General features: G+C 61.2%; 20 protein-coding genes. 10 read left to right on the top strand and 10 right to left on the bottom strand.

Annotated features, from left to right (window positions below; translation table 11 throughout):
* Window positions 1-59 precede the first annotated feature (59 nt).
* From nagE to AB4N85_RS00205, 7 genes are all read right to left on the bottom strand, one after another.
* Window positions 60-1,775 carry an N-acetylglucosamine-specific PTS transporter subunit IIBC gene (nagE, locus tag AB4N85_RS00175; RefSeq protein ID WP_460066515.1) on the bottom strand — a complete coding sequence of 572 codons (1,716 nt, stop codon included), beginning with the start codon at window positions 1,773-1,775 and terminating at the stop codon, window positions 60-62.
* A gap of 23 nt (window positions 1,776-1,798) precedes the next feature.
* Complete coding sequence (gene ptsP, locus AB4N85_RS00180; RefSeq protein WP_460066517.1) at window positions 1,799-4,312, bottom strand: phosphoenolpyruvate--protein phosphotransferase; 2,514 nt, start codon at window positions 4,310-4,312, stop codon at window positions 1,799-1,801.
* 152 nt (window positions 4,313-4,464) lie between these two features.
* Complete coding sequence (locus AB4N85_RS00185; protein ID WP_252868844.1) at window positions 4,465-5,487, bottom strand: SIS domain-containing protein; 1,023 nt, start codon at window positions 5,485-5,487, stop codon at window positions 4,465-4,467.
* Window positions 5,468-6,574 carry an N-acetylglucosamine-6-phosphate deacetylase gene (nagA, locus tag AB4N85_RS00190; RefSeq protein WP_150636231.1) on the bottom strand — a complete coding sequence of 369 codons (1,107 nt, stop codon included), beginning with the start codon at window positions 6,572-6,574 and terminating at the stop codon, window positions 5,468-5,470. Before nagA ends, AB4N85_RS00185 begins: the two co-directional genes overlap by 20 nt.
* 40 nt (window positions 6,575-6,614) lie before the next feature.
* Window positions 6,615-7,346, bottom strand: a complete 732-nt coding sequence (locus AB4N85_RS00195) for a GntR family transcriptional regulator (protein ID WP_056783114.1) — start codon at window positions 7,344-7,346, stop codon at window positions 6,615-6,617.
* 282 nt (window positions 7,347-7,628) lie between these two features.
* Window positions 7,629-8,144, bottom strand: a complete 516-nt coding sequence (locus tag AB4N85_RS00200) for a L,D-transpeptidase family protein (protein ID WP_024011712.1) — start codon at window positions 8,142-8,144, stop codon at window positions 7,629-7,631.
* Between the two features lie 74 nt (window positions 8,145-8,218).
* Window positions 8,219-8,773: an NUDIX hydrolase gene (locus AB4N85_RS00205; RefSeq protein WP_056783116.1), complete on the bottom strand. Its 555-nt coding sequence runs from the start codon at window positions 8,771-8,773 to the stop codon at window positions 8,219-8,221.
* A 147-nt stretch (window positions 8,774-8,920) separates the two neighbouring features.
* Here AB4N85_RS00205 and AB4N85_RS00210 point away from each other — a divergent pair, with 147 nt between their 5' ends.
* The 5 genes from AB4N85_RS00210 to purT all read left to right on the top strand — a co-directional run bounded on the left by AB4N85_RS00210 (window position 8,921) and on the right by purT (window position 12,199).
* Window positions 8,921-9,520 (top strand): CoA pyrophosphatase, encoded by a 600-nt coding sequence (locus tag AB4N85_RS00210; RefSeq protein ID WP_122610740.1) that lies wholly within the window; start codon window positions 8,921-8,923, stop codon window positions 9,518-9,520.
* A 38-nt stretch (window positions 9,521-9,558) separates the two neighbouring features.
* Window positions 9,559-10,083 carry a gamma carbonic anhydrase family protein gene (locus tag AB4N85_RS00215; protein ID WP_016771546.1) on the top strand — a complete coding sequence of 175 codons (525 nt, stop codon included), beginning with the start codon at window positions 9,559-9,561 and terminating at the stop codon, window positions 10,081-10,083.
* Window positions 10,080-10,295 carry a DUF1289 domain-containing protein gene (locus AB4N85_RS00220; protein WP_039759143.1) on the top strand — a complete coding sequence of 72 codons (216 nt, stop codon included), beginning with the start codon at window positions 10,080-10,082 and terminating at the stop codon, window positions 10,293-10,295. Before AB4N85_RS00215 ends, AB4N85_RS00220 begins: the two co-directional genes overlap by 4 nt.
* Before the next feature lie 154 nt (window positions 10,296-10,449).
* Window positions 10,450-10,917: a VUT family protein gene (locus AB4N85_RS00225; protein WP_110600213.1), complete on the top strand. Its 468-nt coding sequence runs from the start codon at window positions 10,450-10,452 to the stop codon at window positions 10,915-10,917.
* Between the two features lie 100 nt (window positions 10,918-11,017).
* Window positions 11,018-12,199 (top strand): formate-dependent phosphoribosylglycinamide formyltransferase, encoded by a 1,182-nt coding sequence (gene purT, locus AB4N85_RS00230; RefSeq protein ID WP_024011715.1) that lies wholly within the window; start codon window positions 11,018-11,020, stop codon window positions 12,197-12,199.
* A gap of 97 nt (window positions 12,200-12,296) precedes the next feature.
* On the opposite strand, the gene AB4N85_RS00235 is transcribed toward purT, so the two are convergent.
* From AB4N85_RS00235 to AB4N85_RS00245, 3 genes are all read right to left on the bottom strand, one after another.
* Complete coding sequence (locus AB4N85_RS00235; RefSeq protein ID WP_041478199.1) at window positions 12,297-13,613, bottom strand: MFS transporter; 1,317 nt, start codon at window positions 13,611-13,613, stop codon at window positions 12,297-12,299.
* 283 nt (window positions 13,614-13,896) lie between these two features.
* Entirely contained in the window at window positions 13,897-15,138 is a 1,242-nt protein-coding gene (locus AB4N85_RS00240) for a CNNM domain-containing protein (protein WP_252868845.1), read from the bottom strand.
* A gap of 12 nt (window positions 15,139-15,150) precedes the next feature.
* Complete coding sequence (locus AB4N85_RS00245; protein WP_016771539.1) at window positions 15,151-15,963, bottom strand: cytochrome C assembly family protein; 813 nt, start codon at window positions 15,961-15,963, stop codon at window positions 15,151-15,153.
* Window positions 15,964-16,173: 210 nt separating this feature from the next.
* Between AB4N85_RS00245 and ffh the strand changes: the two genes are divergently transcribed.
* The 5 genes from ffh (at window position 16,174) to rplS (ending at window position 19,756) form a co-directional block, all read left to right on the top strand.
* Window positions 16,174-17,550: a signal recognition particle protein gene (ffh, locus tag AB4N85_RS00250; RefSeq protein WP_007967791.1), complete on the top strand. Its 1,377-nt coding sequence runs from the start codon at window positions 16,174-16,176 to the stop codon at window positions 17,548-17,550.
* 261 nt (window positions 17,551-17,811) lie between these two features.
* On the top strand, window positions 17,812-18,063 hold the full coding sequence (gene rpsP / locus AB4N85_RS00255; protein WP_003185073.1) for a 30S ribosomal protein S16: 252 nt from the start codon (window positions 17,812-17,814) through the stop codon (window positions 18,061-18,063).
* A gap of 5 nt (window positions 18,064-18,068) precedes the next feature.
* Window positions 18,069-18,605, top strand: a complete 537-nt coding sequence (gene rimM / locus AB4N85_RS00260) for a ribosome maturation factor RimM (protein ID WP_016771538.1) — start codon at window positions 18,069-18,071, stop codon at window positions 18,603-18,605.
* Between the two features lie 2 nt (window positions 18,606-18,607).
* Window positions 18,608-19,360: a tRNA (guanosine(37)-N1)-methyltransferase TrmD gene (gene trmD / locus AB4N85_RS00265; protein ID WP_038860625.1), complete on the top strand. Its 753-nt coding sequence runs from the start codon at window positions 18,608-18,610 to the stop codon at window positions 19,358-19,360.
* A 45-nt stretch (window positions 19,361-19,405) separates the two neighbouring features.
* Window positions 19,406-19,756 (top strand): 50S ribosomal protein L19, encoded by a 351-nt coding sequence (rplS, locus tag AB4N85_RS00270; RefSeq protein ID WP_041478196.1) that lies wholly within the window; start codon window positions 19,406-19,408, stop codon window positions 19,754-19,756.

A 19,756-nucleotide genomic window follows, 5' to 3' on the forward strand; every position in this document is an offset into this window, starting at 1 on the left:
GTATCGTGCGCGTGCCGGATTTTCGGCGCCCGCTCCAGCCCTCCCGCCACCCGCGCAGATCAAACCTGCGCGCTGACCTCCCCGCGACTCAGCAACGCCTCGATCGCGCCACTCAAACTCGCGGCCTTGTCCCCCACCAGCAAATGCCAGACGCCACCGTCCAACCGGCTGACACCCAGGCAGCCGAGCGCTTTGAGCTGCGCCTCGGACGGCGCCTTGGCATCGGCCAGTTGCAGGCGAATACGGGTCATGGCGATGCAGTCGAGTTGCAGCACATTGTCGCGACCGCCCAGCGCATTCAGCCATTGCTGCGCCTCGTTGCGGGTAAGCGCGACAGTCGTCGGCTCATCGGCAACTACTACGGTTTCTGCCAAAGTTGTACGGCCCAGCGCAGGCATGGCCAAGCGAATCTCATCGGCAATGCTGTCAGCCAACGGCCCGACCACGACCTGCAAGCTGCCGCCCTTGCCCGGGCGCACCACCGCCATCGCGCCCAGCGCTTTCAGCTCGGCATCCGAGGCCTTGTTGCGATCGACCATCTCAAGGCGCAGTCGGGTCGTGCAGGCGCCGACGGTGAGCAGATTCTCGGCGCCGCCCAAGGCTTTGATATACGCACTGGCGCGTTCGGTTTCCGAGAGCACGGCTTTTTCGGCGCTGGCGACGTCTTCGCGCCCCGGCGTCTTCAGGTTGAAACGACGGATACAGAAGTCGAAAACCAGGTAATAAATAACCGCGTAAGCCAGCCCGACCGGCACCACCAGCCAACCATTGGTCGACTTGCCCCAGCCGAGAATCATGTCGATGAAACCACCGGAAAAGGTGAAGCCCAGATGAATGTTCAGGGCGTTGGTGATCGCCATCGACAGCCCGGTCAGCAGCGCGTGCAGAAGGAACAGCAACGGCGCGAGAAACATGAAGGCGAATTCGATCGGCTCGGTCACACCGGTCAGAAACGAGGTCAGCGCCATCGACAGGAAGATCCCGCCCATCACCTTGCGCCGCTCCGGCAACGCGTTGCGATACATCGCCAGGCACGCGGCGGGCAGGCCGAAGATCATCATCGGGAACATGCCGGTCATGAACTGCCCACCCTTCGGATCGCCGGCGAAATAACGCGACAGATCGCCGGTCACCAATGCCCCAGTGGTCGGGTCGGTGAAGTTGCCGAAGACGAACCACGCCATGTTGTTAAGGATGTGGTGCAGGCCAGTGACGATCAGCAGGCGGTTGAACACGCCGAAGACGAAGGCGCCGATGCTGCCGCTTTCCATCATCAGCGCGCCGAACGCGTTGATGCCCTGCTGGATCGGCGGCCAGATATAGCCGAACAGCACGCCCAGCGCCACCGCTGCAAAACCGGTGACAATCGGCACGAAACGCCGGCCACCGAAGAACGCCAGATACTCCGGCAGCTTGATGTCCTTGAAGCGGTTGTACAGCGCACCGGCCATCAGGCCGCTGACGATCCCGGCGAGCATGCCCATGTTGATGCTCGCATCGAGCACCTTGAGCGTGGAGATCATCACCAGATAACCGATCACTCCGGCCAGGCCGGCGGTGCCGTTGTTGTCCCGGGCGAAACCGACGGCGATGCCGATGGCAAAAATCATCGCCAGATTGGCGAAAATCACTTGCCCGGCATCGTGAATGATCGCGATGTTCAACAGGTCCGTATCGCCCAGGCGCAGCAGCAGGCCGGCAATCGGCAGGATCGCGATCGGCAGCATCAGCGCGCGGCCGAGGCGTTGCAGGCCTTCGATGAAGAGTTGGTACATGGCGTTTGTCCTTTTTGTTTTTGTTAGCGCAGAGGCCAATGTTGATGACAGGCGTGGCGAACGGCGGCGGCGCTGGACAGCTTGAGCAAGTCGCGGCTCAGGCGCTGACATTCGGCTTCATGCAGCTGACGCACGCGTTCCTTGATTTCACCGATCTGCACCGGGCTCACCGACAGTTCAGTGACGCCCAGGCCGATCAGCACCGGCGTCGCCAGCGGGTCGGAGGCGAGGGCGCCGCAGACGCCGACCCAGCGCTTGTGTACCGCCGCACCCTCGCAGGTCATGGCGATCAGGCGCAGCAACGCCGGGTGCAGGGCATCGACCCGCGCCGCCAGCCCGGCGTGGTCGCGGTCCATGGCCAGGGTGTATTGCGACAGATCGTTGGTGCCGATCGAGAGGAAGTCGGCGTGTTCGGCCAGTTGCTCGGCTTGCAGCGCGGCGGCGGGGACTTCGATCATCACGCCGATCTCCGGGCGCTCGGTAATCCCCTGCTCAAGGCACAAGGCATCAACGCGCTGGCGGATGTGCAGCAGCTCGTCGACCTCGGTGACCATCGGCAACAGAATCCGGCAACGCGGCAATGGCTTGACCTGCAACAGCGCGCGCAGTTGCTGATCGAGAATTTCCGGGCGCGCCTGGGCCAGACGAATCCCGCGCAAACCGAGCACCGGGTTGGCCTCGGCGGGCAGTGGCAGGTAGTCGAGTTGCTTGTCGCCACCGACGTCGATGGTGCGGATGATCACCGACTTGTCGCCCATGGCATCGATGACCGCTTGATAGGCGCTGCGCTGTTCTTCGACGTCCGGTGCAGTCTGGCGATCTACGAAGAGAAACTCGGTGCGCAACAGGCCTACACCATCAGCACCGTTGGCAAATGCGTCTGCCGCTTCGTTGCTTGAGGCGACATTGGCTACCACTTCGATGTGCACGCCATTGCGCGTTTCAGCGGGCAAATGGGCTTTGGCCTGTTGGCTGTCGCGACGCTGCCGGCGCTCGATTTGTGCCTGTTGCACTTCGCTCAGGCGCTCGGCGTTTGGCGTCAATTCGAGGCGCCCGCCGTCAGCGTCGAGCACCACGGCCTGATCTTGCGGTTGCTCTAGCAATTGCGCGCCCAAAGCGACGAGGCACGGCAGACCTTTGCCGCGCGCCAGAATCGCTACGTGGGAGGTCGCGCCGCCCTCGGCCATGCACAACCCGGCGACACCTTGCGCGCTGAGTTGCAGCAGATCCGACGGCGTCAGTTCATGGGCGGCGACGATGGCGCCGGCCGGAACCTGGTATCCCCAGGCCTCGCCAAGCAGAGCGCGCAGGACGCGTTGCTTGAGGTCGCGCAAATCGTTGGCACGTTCGGCCAGCAGCGGACTGCCGGTGCCTTGGAGCATGTCGCACTGGGTGTCGATCGACTGACTCCAGGCGTGCGTCGCAGCGGTGCCTTGCGCGATGAATTGCTGCGCGGCGTCGAGCAGGGCCGGGTCTTCGAGCAGCGCCATGTGTGCGGCGAAGATCGCTTCTTCGTCGGCGTTCCTGTGCTTTTTCGCCTGGGCGAGGGTGGCGGCGATTTCGCTGCGCACCGCGTTCAATGCCGTTTCAAGAATCGGCTGCTGTTGCACCGGATCGTGATGGCCCGTATCCGTCGGCAAGGTGATCGCGTTCAAGCGAAACAACGGCCCGGCCACCAGCCCCGGCGCCGCGCAAACACCGTGCAACACACCTGCCTCGGCAGGGCGTTTCGGCGCCGCAGTGCTGACCGGCGCTTGCGCGTGAAGATCGTCCGGCAGCGCCGTGGCCAATGCGCTGAGCAGAGCTTGCAATGCGGCATCGGCGTCCGGTCCCTGACAACTGACCTGCACCTCATCCTGCTCGCCAATGGCCAGACCCATCAAACCGATCAGGCTGTTGCACGGCGCCGATTTACCGTTGAAGTGCAGCTGTGAATGGCTGCTGAAACCCTGGGCGGTCTGACGGATCAGCGCAGCCGGGCGCGCATGCAAGCCGCCGCGATGAGCGACCCGCACTTGGCCACGAACCTCAGGCCCGCCGCTTGTATCGGTATTCGCCGCCACCACATTGCGCGCGATGATGTGCAGCAGCGGCTCGCCGACTTTCACTGTTTTGAGGGTGATCGGCCGCACCTGAAAATCCGCGCTGTTGGTCAGGATCAACAGGCTGACCAGGCTTTTGCAGTGCTGGCCGACCTTGTCCAGGTCATAGCGCAGCAGCGGCTGACCGAGGCTGACGCGATCGCTTTCCTTGACCAGCATGGCGAAACCTTCGCCGTTCAATTCAACGGTATCGAGGCCCAGATGCAGGAGGATTTCCGCGCCGTTGTCGGCGCGCACGGTCACCGCATGGCTGCTGCGCGCGACGTGGATGACCACGCCGGCGCAGGGCGAATACAGCGTGTCGTTGAGCGGGTCGATGGCGATGCCGTCGCCCATCGCGCCACTGGCGAACACCGCGTCCGGGACGTTGGCGAGCGTCAGCACCGGTCCGCTGAGCGGGGCGCTGAGGGTCAGCTCTTTATTGTTGTCGGGCATGGCTGGGTCTCATCAGTTGAATCTCGGTTCGATGCCCCCTGTAGGAGCTGCCGAAGGCTGCGATCTTTTGATCTTGTTTTTTCGCTACGTGAAAAAAACAAAAGATCGCAGCCTTCGGCAGCTCCTACACGGAGTACATCCGTCAACGGCTATCAGTGCGTGCGGGTCACTTTGCTCAAATGGCGCGGCTGATCCGGGTCCATGCCCCGCGCCACGGCCAGGCCTGCGGCCATTACGTAGAAACTCTGGATCGCCAGAATCGGGTCGAGGGCCGGGTGTTCGGCGCGTGTCAAGGTCAGGTCGCGTTCGCTGACGTCATCTGGCGCGGCGAGCAAGACCCGGGCGCCGCGTTGACGCATCTCTGCCGCGAGGCTGAGCAGGCCGGCCTGCTCGGCGCCGCGTGGGGCGAATACCAGCAGCGGATAGTGTTCGTCGATCAATGCCATCGGGCCGTGACGGACTTCGGCGCTGCTGAACGCTTCGGCCTGAATCGCCGAGGTTTCCTTGAACTTCAGCGCCGCTTCCTGGGCAATGGCGAAACCGGCTCCGCGGCCGATCACCATCAGGCGCTCGCAATCGCGCAGGGCTTCGATGGCCAAGCTCCAGTCCTGTTTAGCCGCTTCGCGCAGGCCTTCTGGCAGCGCATCGTGGGCTTGCAGCAATTCGCTGTCCTCTTTCCAGTGCGCGATCAAACGCGCGCTGGCGCTGAGGGTGGCGATAAAGCTTTTGGTCGCAGCGACGCTGCTTTCAGTCCCGGCAAGCAGCGGCAGGCTGAATTCACAAGCTGCCTCCAGGGGCGAATCGGCGGCATTGACCATCGACACGCTCAGCGCGCCACGTTTGCGCAACAGGCGCAGGCTGTTGACCAGATCCGGGCTCTGCCCCGACTGCGAAAACGCAAAGGCGACCTGACCGCTGACTTTCAGCGGCGCCTGCTGCATGGTCACCACCGACATCGGCAGCGAGGCCACCGGCACGCCCAGTTGCTGCATGGTCAGGTAGGCGAAGTAGCTCGCTGCGTGGTCGGAGCTGCCACGGGCGACGGTCATCGCCACTTGCGGCGGCTGGCGGCGCAGGCGCCCGGCGATCTCGATCATCGGCGCGTCGAGCTGTTGCAGTTGGGCTTGCACGGCCTCGAACGAGGACAGCGCCTCTTCAAGCATTTTTGAAGTCAATGTCTTCTCCTTCGACCATGACGGCGGTCAGTGTGAGTGAGCGATCGAGCCGCACGCAGTCGGCCCAGGCGCCGGGGGCAAGGCGCCCGCGTTCGGTGATGCCGAGGTAGTCGGCGGGAAATTGCGACAGACGCTGCGAGGCTTCGGCGATCGGCAAACCGATCTTCACCAGATTGCGCAGGGCCTGATCCATGGTCAGGGTGCTGCCGGCCAGCGTGCCGTCGGGCAGACGCACGCCGCCCAGGCATTTGGTCACGGTGTGGCTGCCAAGCTTGTATTCACCGTCGGGCATGCCGGCGGCGGCGGTCGAATCGGTGACGCAGTACAGGCACGGAATCGAGCGCAGGGCCACGCGGATGGCGCCGGGGTGCACGTGCAGCAGATCGGGAATCAGCTCGGCGTATTTGGCGTGGGCCAGTGCTGCGCCGACGATGCCCGGCTCGCGGTGATGCAGCGGGCTCATAGCGTTATAGAGGTGAGTGAAACTGCTGGCACCGGCAGCCAATGCGGCGACGCCTTCCTCGTAGCTGCCGAGGGTGTGGCCGATCTGCATGCGGATGCCACGGCTGCTGAGTTCGCGAATCAACCCGTCGTGACCGGCGATTTCCGGGGCAATGGTGATGACGCGGATCGGCGCCAGCGCCAGATATTCTTCGACTTCTGCCATCAACGCGGTGTGGGCGAAGTTCGGTTGAGCGCCGAGTTTTCCCGGGTTGATGTACGGGCCTTCAAGGTGCACGCCGAGGACACGCGCGGCGCCTTTCGGACGCTGTTCACAGAATTTTCCTACCTCTTTCAGGACATTTGAGATCTCCGCACTCGGCGCGGTCATGGTGGTGGCCAACAGCGAGGTGGTGCCGAAACGCACGTGGGTTTTGCTGATGGTTTCGAAGGCTTCTGCGCCTTCCATGATGTCTTTGCCGCCGCCGCCATGCACATGCAGGTCGATGAAACCCGGCAGCAGATAGGGCAGATCGTTAGCGGCCGGATCGCAGGGCACGCCTTCGATCGACACGACCTTGCCGTGTTCGTGAATCAGCCGGCCGCGAACCCAGCCGCTGGCGGTGAGGATGTTGTCTTCGGACATTTTCGTTCTCGCTTGGGGCCGCGCTCAGCGACGCGGCTCTTTATCTACGAAGCTCTGCAACAAAGTCGTAGTAGTCGTTGCGGCAATAGGTGTCGGTGACTTCGATCGGCGTGTTGTCTTCCAGATAACCGACCCGGGTCATCAGCAGCATGGCGGTGCCGGGGGCGATGCCGACCAGTGCGGCGAATTCGTCAGAGGCGTTGATTGCCTGGATGTGCTGAAGGGCGCGGACGATCGGTTTGCCGATGCCGTCGAGGTATTCGTAAAGCGAATCGCCCACCGCTTGCGGCCTGGGCATGATCGACGCGGGCAGGGTGCTCATCTCGATCGCCATGACCGTGTCATCGGCTTTGCGCAGGCGCTTCATGCGCGCCACCTTGTCATTCGGCGACAGGCTGAGGCGGATCAGTTCTTCGTGGGTTGGGAGGGTGATCTCCCGCTCCAGCCATTTCGAACTCGGCACGAAACCTTTCAGGCGCAGCATCTCGCTGAAGCCGGAAAGACGCGACAGTGGTTGTTCCAGGCGTGGGGTGATGAACGTGCCCGAGCCTTGCAGGCGGCGGATCAGGCCTTGCTCGAGCAAGACTTCCAGCGCCTTGCGTGCGGTGACCCGGGAGATGCCGAGCTGGTCGCTGAGATTGCGCTCGGACGGCATCGCCTGTTCGGCCTTCCACTGCCCGGCATGAATCGCCGCTTCCAGATTGCGCGCCAGTTGCAAGTACAGCGGCGTCGGCTGGGAATCGTCAGGACGTAGGGGCTGGAGGTCGTTCATGTAGGTCGTTTCCGTCGCGAGTATAGGATTGTTGTGGCTCGCTTGTGCGACGGAAGCTAATACCACTTGAATACCATGTCAACGCGATGAACCGGCGTATGACCCAATGGATTGGCGGTTTTCAGGGGGCAGTGTTTAAAGTGGTATTAGTGATGGCCTATAAAAAGCAAAAGATCGCAGCCTGCGACAGCTTCTACAGTTGAGAGTGGTATCACCCCTGTAGGCGCCGTCGCTGGCTGCGATCTTTTGATTTATTTTTTTTGCGGTGACCAGCGGTCGAGGTTACGGACGAATCTCGATCATCGTGCCGTCCGGTACCAGATTCCACACTTCACGCATGTCGACGTTGCGCATGGCGATGCAGCCGTCGGTCCAGTCGAGGGTATGGAACAACTGCTCCGGGTTGTCTGCCGAGTCCGGGGTGCCGTGGATCATGATCATCCCGCCAGGCTCGACGCCTTCACGACGTGCGCGGGCGGCATCGCTGATGTTCGGGTAGGAGATGTGCATCGACAGGTTGAATTTGTCGCTGGTCTTGCGCCAGTCGATCCAATAGAAACCTTCGGGTGTGCGTTTGTCACCCTCGATCAGTTTCGGGCCTTTCTTCGCGCCCTTGCCCAAGGAAATGCGATAGGTCTTCAGCGGCTTGCCGTCGGCAATCAGCTGCAGTTGATGGGCTGATTTGAGTACCAGGACTTTTTCGATCAGTGGAGTGTTCGAGGGCGTCACGGTGGTCACGAATGACGCTTGTGAAACGCTGACGAACGACAGGCACAGCAGGGCAAGCAACCAGCGCATTGAAACGATTCCCCAGGGAGTGACGCAATCAGGTTTTAGGTAGGAGCTGCCGAAGGCTGCGATCTTTTGATCTTCTAGCCAACAATCACCGGCTGAACCAATGGCGGAATCGATTCCGAACGAACCGGATACTTCTCGACGCGCCGATCAGCGAAGAAGCATTCTAAGGTACGCCCGACCGTGCGGAAAGCCAGCTCGTCCCAGGGAATGTCGGCTTCTTCGAACAGCTGCACTTCAAGGCTTTCCGGCCCGGCCGCATACTGCAGATCAGCCAGTTCGGCGCGAAAGAACACATGCACCTGGCTGATGTGCGGCACATCGATCAGCGTGTAGATGCTCAGGTTGCGTACCCGGGCGCAGGCTTCCTCGGCGGTTTCGCGGATGGCGGCCTGCTCGATGGTCTCGCCGTTTTCCATGAAACCGGCAGGCAGCGTCCAGTAACCGAGACGCGGCTCGATGGCGCGGCGGCAGAGCAGCACTTTCGTCCCCCAGGTCGGTACGCACCCGGCGACGATATTGGGATTCTGGTAGTGAATGGTCTGACAGCTGTCGCAGACAAATCGCAGCCGCGAGTCGCCTTCGGGAATGCGCTGGGTGACCGGGTTACCGCAGTGGCTGCAAAATTTCATGCTCGGGTTCCTGAATGCTGCGCCTATCTTGGCGTGCAGCGGGGCCGGTCGGCAAGTTGTCGTTTCGCGACACGACGGGTTTCGGGGGCTTGGGCGCTCGCTTTGATTGGTGCATGATGCGGAGCAAGGCACCGATCGAGAACACTCATGCTGGACGAGCTACTGCATAGGGTAAGCAACCACACACCGCGCACGCTGGAGACCGACGCACGTTTTCCCGAAGCCGCCGTGCTGGTGCCGATCACCCGCAGTGACGAACCGGAACTGGTCCTGACCCTGCGCGCCAGCGGGCTTTCGACCCACGGCGGCGAGGTCGCCTTCCCTGGTGGACGCCGCGACCCGGAAGACCCGGACCTGATCTTCACCGCGCTGCGCGAAGCCGAAGAAGAAATCGGCCTGCCACCGGGTCTGGTCGAAGTCATCGGCCCGCTGAGTCCGCTGATTTCCCTGCACGGCATCAAGGTAACGCCGTATGTCGGGGTGATTCCCGACTTTGTCGAATACCAGCCCAACGATGCCGAGATCGCCGCCGTCTTCAGCGTACCGCTGGAATTCTTCCGCAAGGACCCGCGCGAGCATACCCATCGCATCGACTATCAGGGCCGCAGCTGGTACGTGCCGAGCTATCGCTACGGCGAGTACAAGATCTGGGGCCTGACGGCGATCATGATCGTCGAGTTGATCAACCTGCTCTATGACGCCAAAATCAGCCTGCACCGACCGCCGAAAAGTTTTATCGATACCTGAGCCGTCGTTCGAACGGCCGTGAGCCCGAGGAAAACAAAATGAAATACCGCCTGGGCGACGCCCGTGTCGAAACCCATCCACAGAGCTGGGTCGCGCCCAATGCCGTACTGGTGGGCAAGGTCCGCCTGGAAGAGGGCGCCAACGTCTGGTTCAACGCTGTGTTGCGCGGCGACAACGAACTGATCCTCATCGGCAAGAACAGCAATGTGCAGGACGGCACGGTGATGCACACCGACATGGGCTATCCACTGACCATCGGTACCGGCGTGACCATCGGCCACAACGCCATGCTCCACGGCTGCACGGTCGGCGATTACAGCCTGATCGGTATCAACGCGGTGATTCTCAACGGCGCGAAGATCGGCAAGAACTGCATCATCGGCGCCAATTCGCTGATCGGCGAAGGCAAGGAAATTCCCGACGGCTCGCTGGTGATGGGCTCGCCGGGCAAGGTAGTGCGTGAACTGACCGAGGCGCAGAAAAAGATGCTCGAAGCCAGCGCCGCGCACTATGTGCATAACTCGCAGCGTTACGCCCGCGATCTGGTCGAGCAGGAACAATGACGACTGTTGAACGACCCGTTGCCTCGCCGTGTGTGAATATCTGCGCGCTGGACGAAGATGACGTTTGTACCGGGTGCCAGCGCACGGTCGCGGAGATCACCCGCTGGGGCCGCATGAACAATGACGAGCGCCGCGTGGTGCTGGGGTTGTGTCATGAACGGGCGAAGGCGAGTGGATTGGTCTGGATGATTCCCGCGAAGTCAGGCGTCTGAACCACCGCTTTCGCGAGCAGGCTCGCTCCCACCTTGAAAATGCGTTCCACTGTGGGAGCGAGCCTGCTCGCGAAGACGTCGGTCCTGTCACCGCACCTATTGGCGCAATACCGGCGCTCAAGTAACCTGTGCGCCAAATCGACAGGCCGCCACCATGATCTTTCTCATCGCCTACATCAGCAGCGTCGTGCTGATCAACTTCGCCTTTTCCACCGCACCGCACCTGGACATCATCTGGTCGGCCTGGGGCGGGCTGGTGTTCGTGCTGCGCGACATGGTGCAAACGCGCTTCGGTCACGGCGCGATCGTGGCGATGCTGGCGGCGCTGGTGCTTTCCTACATCACCTCCGACCCTTCCATCGCGCTGGCCAGCGCCACGGCGTTCGCGATCTCCGAGTGCATCGACTGGCTGGTGTTCAGCATCACCAAGCGGCCATTGCGCGACCGTCTATGGATCAGTTCGGCGCTGAGCATTCCGCTGGATACCTTCATCTTTTTCGGCATGATCGACGCCTTGACGCCGCCGGTGATCATCACCGCGCTGGCCTCGAAGTTCGCCGGCGTTACCGCCGTCTGGCTGATCATGGCCTGGCGTGATCGCAAACAGGCTGTCGCCAGCTGAAGCCAAACCCTCGGGTTCATGTAAAATGCCGCGCTTTCTCCCCATGGAAAGCGCACCTGCGTGGCTTTCCTCGATGATCCGCTTCCTTTGAGGACCTGAGATGACCCGTATCGGAACTCCATTGTCGCCAACCGCGACCCGCGTATTGCTGTGTGGCTGTGGTGAGTTGGGCAAGGAAGTGGTAATCGAACTGCAGCGCCTGGGCGTTGAAGTGATTGCCGTCGACCGCTACGCAAACGCGCCGGCCATGCAAGTCGCCCATCGCAGCCACGTGATCAACATGCTCGACGGCGCCGCCCTGCGTGCAGTCATCGAAGCCGAGAAGCCGCACTTCATCGTGCCGGAAATCGAAGCCATCGCCACCGCCACGCTGGTCGAGCTGGAAGCCGAAGGCTTCACCGTGATTCCGACCGCGCGTGCGGCGCAACTGACCATGAACCGCGAAGGTATCCGTCGTCTGGCTGCCGAAGAGCTGGATCTGCCGACCTCGCCGTACCACTTTGCCGACACCTTCGAGGACTACAGCAAAGCCGTTCAGGACCTGGGTTTCCCCTGCGTGGTCAAGCCGGTAATGAGTTCGTCGGGCAAGGGTCAGAGCCTGCTGCGCAGCGCCGATGATGTGCAAAAAGCCTGGGATTACGCGCAAGAGGGCGGTCGCGCCGGCAAAGGTCGGGTGATCATCGAAGGCTTCATCGATTTCGATTACGAAATCACCCTGCTGACCGTGCGCCACATTGGCGGCACCACCTTCTGCGCACCGGTCGGTCATCGTCAGGAGAAGGGCGACTATCAGGAATCCTGGCAGCCGCAGGCCATGAGCCCGATTGCTCTGGCTGAATCCGAGCGCGTTGCCAAAGCAGTCACTGAAGCACTGGGTGGCCGTGGTCTGTTCGGCGTCGAGCTGTTCATCAAAGGTGATCAGGTGTGGTTCAGCGAAGTCTCGCCACGGCCGCATGACACCGGTCTGGTGACGCTGATTTCCCAGGACCTGTCGCAGTTCGCCCTGCATGCCCGCGCCATTCTCGGTCTGCCGGTACCACTGATCCGTCAGTTCGGCCCGTCGGCGTCGGCAGTGATTCTGGTTGAAGGCCAGTCGACCCAGACCGCATTCGCCAATCTGGGCGCTGCGTTGAGCGAGCCGGATACCGCGCTGCGTCTGTTCGGCAAGCCGGAAGTGAACGGTCAGCGCCGCATGGGCGTAGCGCTGGCGCGGGATGAGTCGATCGAGGCTGCTCGCGCCAAGGCGACCCGTGCGTCGCAGGCGGTTGTTGTCGAGCTGTAAACCGGGTCGCGGCATCCATTCGCGAGCAGGTCGCTCCCACATTTGGAATGCATTTCCCTGTGGGTGCGAGCCTGCTCGCGAAGCTCTTGATCTTCCGTCAGGCAACCTGATTCAGATCGTTGTTGCGCGTCTCCTTCAAGCACAACACCGCAATCAGGCTCAACACCGCCGCCGCCGACACATACCCGCCGACATAGCTCAACCCGCCCATCGCCACCAGTTTCTGCGCAAAGAACGGCGCCGCCGAGGCCCCGACGATGCCGCCCAGGTTGTACGCCGCTGAAGCGCCGGTATAACGCACGTGGGTCGGAAACAGCTCAGGCAACAGCGCGCCCATCGGTGCGAATGTCACGCCCATCAAAAACAACTCGATGCACAGAAACAGCGCCACGCCCCAGGTCGAGCCCTGCGTCAGCAATGGCTCCATCAGGAACCCGGACAGAATCGCCAGCACGCCACCGATAATCAGCACCGGTTTGCGCCCGTAACGGTCGCTGGCCCAAGCGGATAATGGTGTCGCTGCAGCCATGAACAACACGGCAAAGCACAGCAGGCCGAGGAACGTTTCGCGGCTATAACCCAGCGTGGCCACGCCGTAGCTCAGGGAAAACACCGTCGAGATATAGAACAGCGCATAGCACACCACCATCGCCGCCGCACCGAGCAGGGTCGGCGCCCAGTATTGGCTGAACAACTCGACCAGCGGCACTTTCACTCGCTCCTGACGGGCGATCGCATTGGCGAACACTGGCGTTTCATGCAATTTGAGGCGCACATACAGACCGACCATCACCAGCGCCGCGCTGAGCAGAAACGGAATACGCCAGCCCCAACTGCGGAACTGTTCGTCATCCAGGGTCATGGCCAAGGTCAGGAACAGGCCGTTGGCCGCAAGAAAACCAATCGATGGCCCGAGCTGCGGGAACATGCCGAACCACGCGCGTTTGCCCTTCGGCGCGTTCTCCGTAGCCAGTAGCGCCGCACCGCCCCATTCGCCGCCAAGGCCCAGGCCCTGACCGAAACGCAGCACGCACAGCAGAATCGGCGCCCAGGCACCAATGCTGTCGTAGCCCGGCAACACGCCAATCAAGGTGGTGCACACGCCCATCAATAGCAGCGAGGCGACCAGCGTCGACTTGCGCCCGATGCGGTCGCCGAAGTGGCCAAACAGTGCCGAACCCAGTGGTCGGGCGAGGAAGGCAATGCCGAAAGTGAGAAAAGCGGAAAGCATCTGCGCCGTGCCGGAGGTCTGCGGAAAGAACACCGGACCGATCACCAGCGCCGCAGCAGTGGCATAAACGTAGAAGTCGTAGAACTCGATGGCGGTGCCGATGAAGCTTGCCGTGGCCACGCGGGTGGCGGAATTGGTCGGCTGGGCAGGCGCGGTTTCGCTGTAAGCGGTATGGGTCGTCATGCGGTGATCCCTGACAGTCATGAGCTCCAGTGGAGCGAATTATTATGGTCGAACACCCAGGGATGTGGGGTAGGGCGCGAGCGCTGTTTCGAGTAGGAACAGTCGTCGGTTTGCAGCGGAAACAGTCAGGATCCGGGCAGTGCCGGGTAAGCACAGGGATCGACGGCGCTTGGGTAAGCGCCTCGATTATAGGAAGGGGGCTAACGATCAAACAAGCGCAAAAGATCGCAGGGTAGGAGCTGCCGAAGGCTGCGATCTTTTGATCTTTTGATCTTTTGATCTTTTATCTGGCGGGCACCAAAGCAGGAGCAGAAGAGGTATGCCAGATCAGCACCTTGCTCACCCGGTTCTCCTCGGTCTCGAGGATTTCCAGTCGATAACGCCCGATCTTCAGGCACACCGCGCTTTCCGGAATGGTTTCCAGCGCTTCGGTGACCAGGCCGTTCAGGGTCTTCGGCCCGTCGCTCGGCAGGTGCCAGCCCAGGCACTTGTTCAGGTCGCGGATTGACGCGGCGCCATCGATCACCATGCGACCGTCGGCCTGGGGATGAATGTGCGGATTGTCGAGGCTGTGCTCGCTTTCGAATTCGCCGACGATTTCTTCGAGAATGTCTTCAAGGGTGACGATACCCAGCACTTCACCGTACTCGTCCACGACCATGCCGAGGCGGCGTTGCTGTTTGTGGAAGTTCAGCAATTGCAATTGCAGCGGCGTGCTTTCCGGGACGAAGTAGGGCTCGTAGCTGGCGGCCAGCAGCGCCTCGCGGGTCAATCCGCCGTTGCTCAGCAAATGGCCGATCTGGCGGGTGTTGAGCACCGCTTCGACCTGATTGATGTCACTGTGAAACACCGGCAGACGCGTGCGCTTGTTCTCGCGCAGTTGCTCGATGATCTCTTCGATCGGATCGTCGAGGTTGATGCCGTCGACGTCACTGCGCGGCACCAGAATGTCGTTGACCGTGATGTTGTCCAGCGCATGAATGCCCGACACCGGGTGGGCGCGGACCGGATGTTCGGGATCATCATCGTGATCGGCCGGCAACTCGTCCTCGCTCTGTTGCACCACCTGAGCCTTGCGCGTGAACGGGGTCAGCAGCAAAGCGCTGACCCGGCTGAACAGCCACGCGAACGGGTAGACGATTTTCATCGGTACGGCCAGCAGGGCATTGCCGAACGCCAGCACGGCGTCGGGATAGCGCCGGGCCAAAGTGCGCGGGAAATAATCGGCGAACACCAGCAGGATGGCACCGGCGCCCAGGCAGGCCGCCCACGGGCCATTTTCTTCGCAGAGAAAAATCGCCAGCAGCGTCGCGAGGATCACGGCGAGGGCGCGGCACAGGGTGTTGCAGAGGATCAGGCTGTCGAGCGGGAAGCTCAGCTTCGCCAGCGGCTTATCGCTGGCGCGCGAGGCGATCCGTTGCGCGAGCAAGTGCTGCTGCGCGATTTCGACGGCGGTAAACAGCCCTGACCATAAGATCAGCAGGACAAATACCGCGAGCATCGGCCCTATGGGCAAACCGTCCATTTATGCCGCCCGTCAGATGTGCAGTATGTATTCACGAACCAGTTTGCTGCCGAAGTACGCCAGCATCAGCAGGCAGAAACCGGCGAGGGTCCAGCGAATCGCTTTGTGGCCGCGCCAGCCCAGACGGTTGCGACCCCACAACAGCACGCTGAAGACGATCCATGCCAGACAGGCCAGCAGGGTCTTGTGCACCAGATGCTGGGCGAACAGGTTCTCAACGAACAGCCAACCGGAAATGAGCGACAGCGACAGCAGCGTCCAGCCGGCCCAGAGAAAGCCGAACAGCAGGCTTTCCATGGTTTGCAGGGGCGGGAAGTTCTTGATCAGCCCGGACGGGTGCTTGTGTTTGAGCTGATGGTCCTGAACCAGCAGCAGCAACGCCTGGAACACGGCGATGGTGAACATGCCGTAGGCGAGGATCGACAATAGAATGTGCGCGAGAATGCCCGGCTCTTCGTCGATGATCTGCACTGTGCCGGTCGGCGCGAACTGCGCCAGCAATACCGTGATCGCACCGAGCGGGAACAGGAGCACTAGCAGGTTTTCCACCGGGATCCGCGAACAGGCCAGCAGAGTCAGAGCAATCACCGCAGCGGCAATCAGGCTGGACGCGCTGAAGAAGTCCAGGCCGAGGCCGATCGGGGTCAATAGATGAGTAAGCAGGCTGGCGCCGTGGGCGAGCACGGCGAATACGCCGAGGCTGACCAGCAGGCGCTTGTTCGCCTTGGCGCCGGTGGCCAGGCGGGTACTTTGATAGACGGTCGCAGCGGCATAGAGCAGGGCGGCGGCGAGGGTGGTCAGCAAACTGGGTGACAAGGGGAGCATAAATCCTGTTAGGCGAGCCCGAAAGGCGCTGAGTTTGGCATAGAACCGGCACGGCACGAAAGACTCCGCAAGCTGACAGCGAGGTGTCCGCCGGCCGCAGTCTTCGCTATAATCCGCGACCTGCCCACGCCGCAGGCTCGCCGAGCACATGTTGATTCCGGTCTGGGCCGCCATTATCCCGGTTCGTACAGGGCCTGAAAGGATCGCGCAATGTTTGAAAACTTAACCGACCGTCTCTCGCAGACGCTGCGCCATGTCACCGGCAAGGCCAAGCTGACCGAGGACAATATCAAAGACACCCTGCGTGAAGTGCGCATGGCGTTGCTCGAAGCTGACGTCGCACTGCCGGTGGTCAAGGACTTCGTCAATTCGGTCAAGGAGCGCGCTGTTGGCACCGAGGTGTCGCGCAGCCTGACGCCGGGCCAGGCGTTCGTGAAGATCGTCCAGGCCGAGCTCGAAAGCCTGATGGGCGCGGCCAACGAAGACCTCAACCTGAGTGCCGTTCCGCCAGCCGTGATTCTGATGGCCGGTCTGCAGGGCGCGGGTAAAACCACCACTGCCGGTAAGCTGGCGCGCTTCCTTAAAGAGCGCAAGAAGAAGTCGGTCATGGTCGTGTCTGCGGACATTTACCGTCCGGCCGCGATCAAGCAGCTGGAAACCCTGGCCAACGACATTGGCGTGACATTCTTCCCGTCCGACCTGAGCCAGAAGCCGGTCGACATCGCCAATGCGGCTATTAAAGAAGCCAAACTGAAATTCATCGACGTGGTCATCGTCGACACCGCCGGTCGTCTGCACATCGACGAAGAGATGATGGGCGAGATCAAAGCGCTGCACGCCGCGATCAACCCGGTTGAAACCCTGTTCGTGGTCGACGCGATGACCGGTCAGGACGCCGCCAACACCGCCAAGGCGTTCGGCGATGCGCTGCCGCTGACCGGCGTAATCCTGACCAAGGTCGACGGCGACGCCCGTGGCGGTGCCGCACTGTCGGTGCGCGCCATCACCGGCAAGCCGATCAAGTTCATCGGTATGGGCGAGAAGAGCGAAGCGCTCGATCCGTTCCATCCTGAGCGTATCGCCTCGCGCATCCTCGGCATGGGCGACGTGCTCAGCCTGATCGAGCAGGCTGAAGCGACCCTCGACAAGGACAAGGCCGACAAACTGGCCAAGAAGCTGAAAAAGGGCAAGGGCTTCGACCTCGAAGACTTCCGCGATCAGCTGCAACAGATGAAGAACATGGGCGGCCTCGGCGGCCTCATGGACAAACTGCCGAGCATCGGCGGCGTCAACCTGTCGCAGATGGGCAATGCCCAGAACGCCGCAGAGAAGCAGTTCAAGCAGATGGAAGCCATCATCAATTCCATGACCCCGGCCGAGCGCCGCGACCCTGAGCTGATCAGCGGTTCGCGCAAGCGCCGGATCGCCATGGGTTCCGGCACGCAGGTGCAGGACATCGGCCGCTTGATCAAGCAGCACAAGCAGATGCAGAAGATGATGAAGAAATTCACCGCCAAGGGCGGTATGGCGAAAATGATGCGCGGCATGGGCGGTATGTTGCCCGGCGGCGGCATGCCGAAAATGTGAGACAGGACACCAAGACTTCGCCGGTCGTCGCACCGGCGCAGACCCTGCAAGGACGCAGGATCAACAGCAAACCCGCACTCGGCGGGAGCTGACTGGCCGTTTTTAACGACGGCTCTCTATGCAAATCTGCACGGCATGCCATGGGCGCCGGAAAAAGTCATTTGCAAAAGTCCGGATATTCCTTAGAATATGCGGCCTTTCGGGCACCCATGCCCGCTGTGCATTTAGATTTGCAGCACCGACTACAGGAACGATGTTCACATGCTAACAATCCGTCTTGCCCTTGGCGGCTCCAAAAAGCGCCCGTTTTACCACCTGACCGTAACCGACTCGCGTAACCCGCGTGACGGCTCCCACAAAGAACAGGTTGGTTTCTTCAACCCTGTTGCCCGTGGTCAGGAAATCCGTCTGTCCGTGAACCAAGAGCGCGTTGCCTACTGGCTGAGCGTTGGTGCACAACCTTCTGAGCGCGTTGCTCAGTTGTTGAAGGAATCTGCCAAGGCTGCGGCCTGAGCAATATGAACGCGACGCCAGCCCCTGCCGATGATTTGATCGTTATTGGCAAAATTTATTCTGTTCATGGCGTTCGCGGCGAAGTGAAGGTTTATTCCTTTACTGATCCGACTGAAAACCTGTTGCAGTACAAAACCTGGACGCTCAAGCGCGAAGGCAATGTCAAACAGGTCGAGCTGGTCAGTGGACGCGGGAGCGACAAGTTCCTGGTCGCCAAGCTCAAGGGTCTCGATGATCGTGAAGAAGCTCGTCTTCTGGCCGGTTATGAGATCTGCGTGCCGCGCAACCTGTTCGCTGAATTGACCGAAGGCGAGTACTACTGGTACCAGCTGGAAGGTCTGAAGGTCATCGACACCCTCGGGCAACTGCTCGGGAAAATCGATCATCTTCTGGAAACCGGCGCCAATGATGTAATGGTCGTCAAGCCTTGCGCTGGCAGCCTGGATGATCGCGAACGCCTGTTGCCCTATACGGAGCAATGCGTGTTGGCCGTCGACCTGGAAGCGGGCGAGATGAAGGTGGATTGGGACGCGGACTTCTGAACGTGGCTAACTTGCGCGTAGAAGTGATCAGTTTGTTTCCCGAGATGTTTTCCGCCATTGGCGATTACGGCATCACCAGTCGTGCGGTCAAACAGGGGCTCTTGCAGCTGACCTGTTGGAATCCGCGAGATTACACGACGGATCGGCATCACACTGTGGACGATCGCCCGTTTGGCGGTGGTCCGGGCATGGTGATGAAGATCAAGCCCCTGGAAGATGCGCTGGCTCAGGCCAAGGCAGCAGCCGGGGAGGCGGCGAAGGTGATTTACCTGTCCCCCCAAGGCCGTCAACTGACTCAGTCGGCGGTACGCGAGCTGGCACAATCGGATGCATTGATCCTGATTGCCGGCCGCTACGAAGGCATTGACGAGCGCTTTATTGAGGCTCATGTCGATGAAGAGTGGTCGATTGGCGACTATGTACTGTCTGGCGGCGAGCTGCCGGCCATGGTCCTGATCGATGCGGTTACACGACTGCTGCCTGGAGCTTTAGGGCATGCGGATTCCGCTGAGGAAGATTCCTTTACGGATGGTCTGCTGGATTGCCCGCACTACACCCGACCGGAGGTGTATGCGGATCAGCGTGTTCCCGACGTGTTGCTGAGTGGCAATCACGCGCATATCCGGCGTTGGCGTTTACAGCAGTCCCTTGGTCGGACCTATGAACGACGCGCCGATCTTCTGGAAAGCCGCTCGCTTTCTGGAGAAGAGAAGAAGCTGCTCGAGGAATACATCCGCGAGCGGGACGATAGTTAACAACGTATCGATGGTAGATCGAACGATTTACCTTAGGAGCACAGCATGACCAACAAAATCATCCTTGCACTCGAAGCAGAGCAGATGAGCAAAGAAATCCCTACCTTCGCCCCAGGCGACACTATTGTCGTTCAGGTGAAAGTGAAGGAAGGCGATCGTTCCCGTCTGCAAGCGTTCGAAGGCGTTGTAATCGCCAAGCGTAACCGCGGCGTGAACAGTGCGTTCACCGTTCGTAAAATCTCCAACGGTGTTGGCGTAGAACGTACTTTCCAGACCTACTCCCCGCAGATCGACAGCATGGCTGTTAAACGTCGCGGTGACGTACGTAAAGCCAAGCTGTACTACCTGCGCGACCTGTCGGGTAAAGCAGCCCGCATCAAGGAAAAACTGGCTTAA

The organism is Pseudomonas sp. H1_G08, assembly GCF_054681355.1.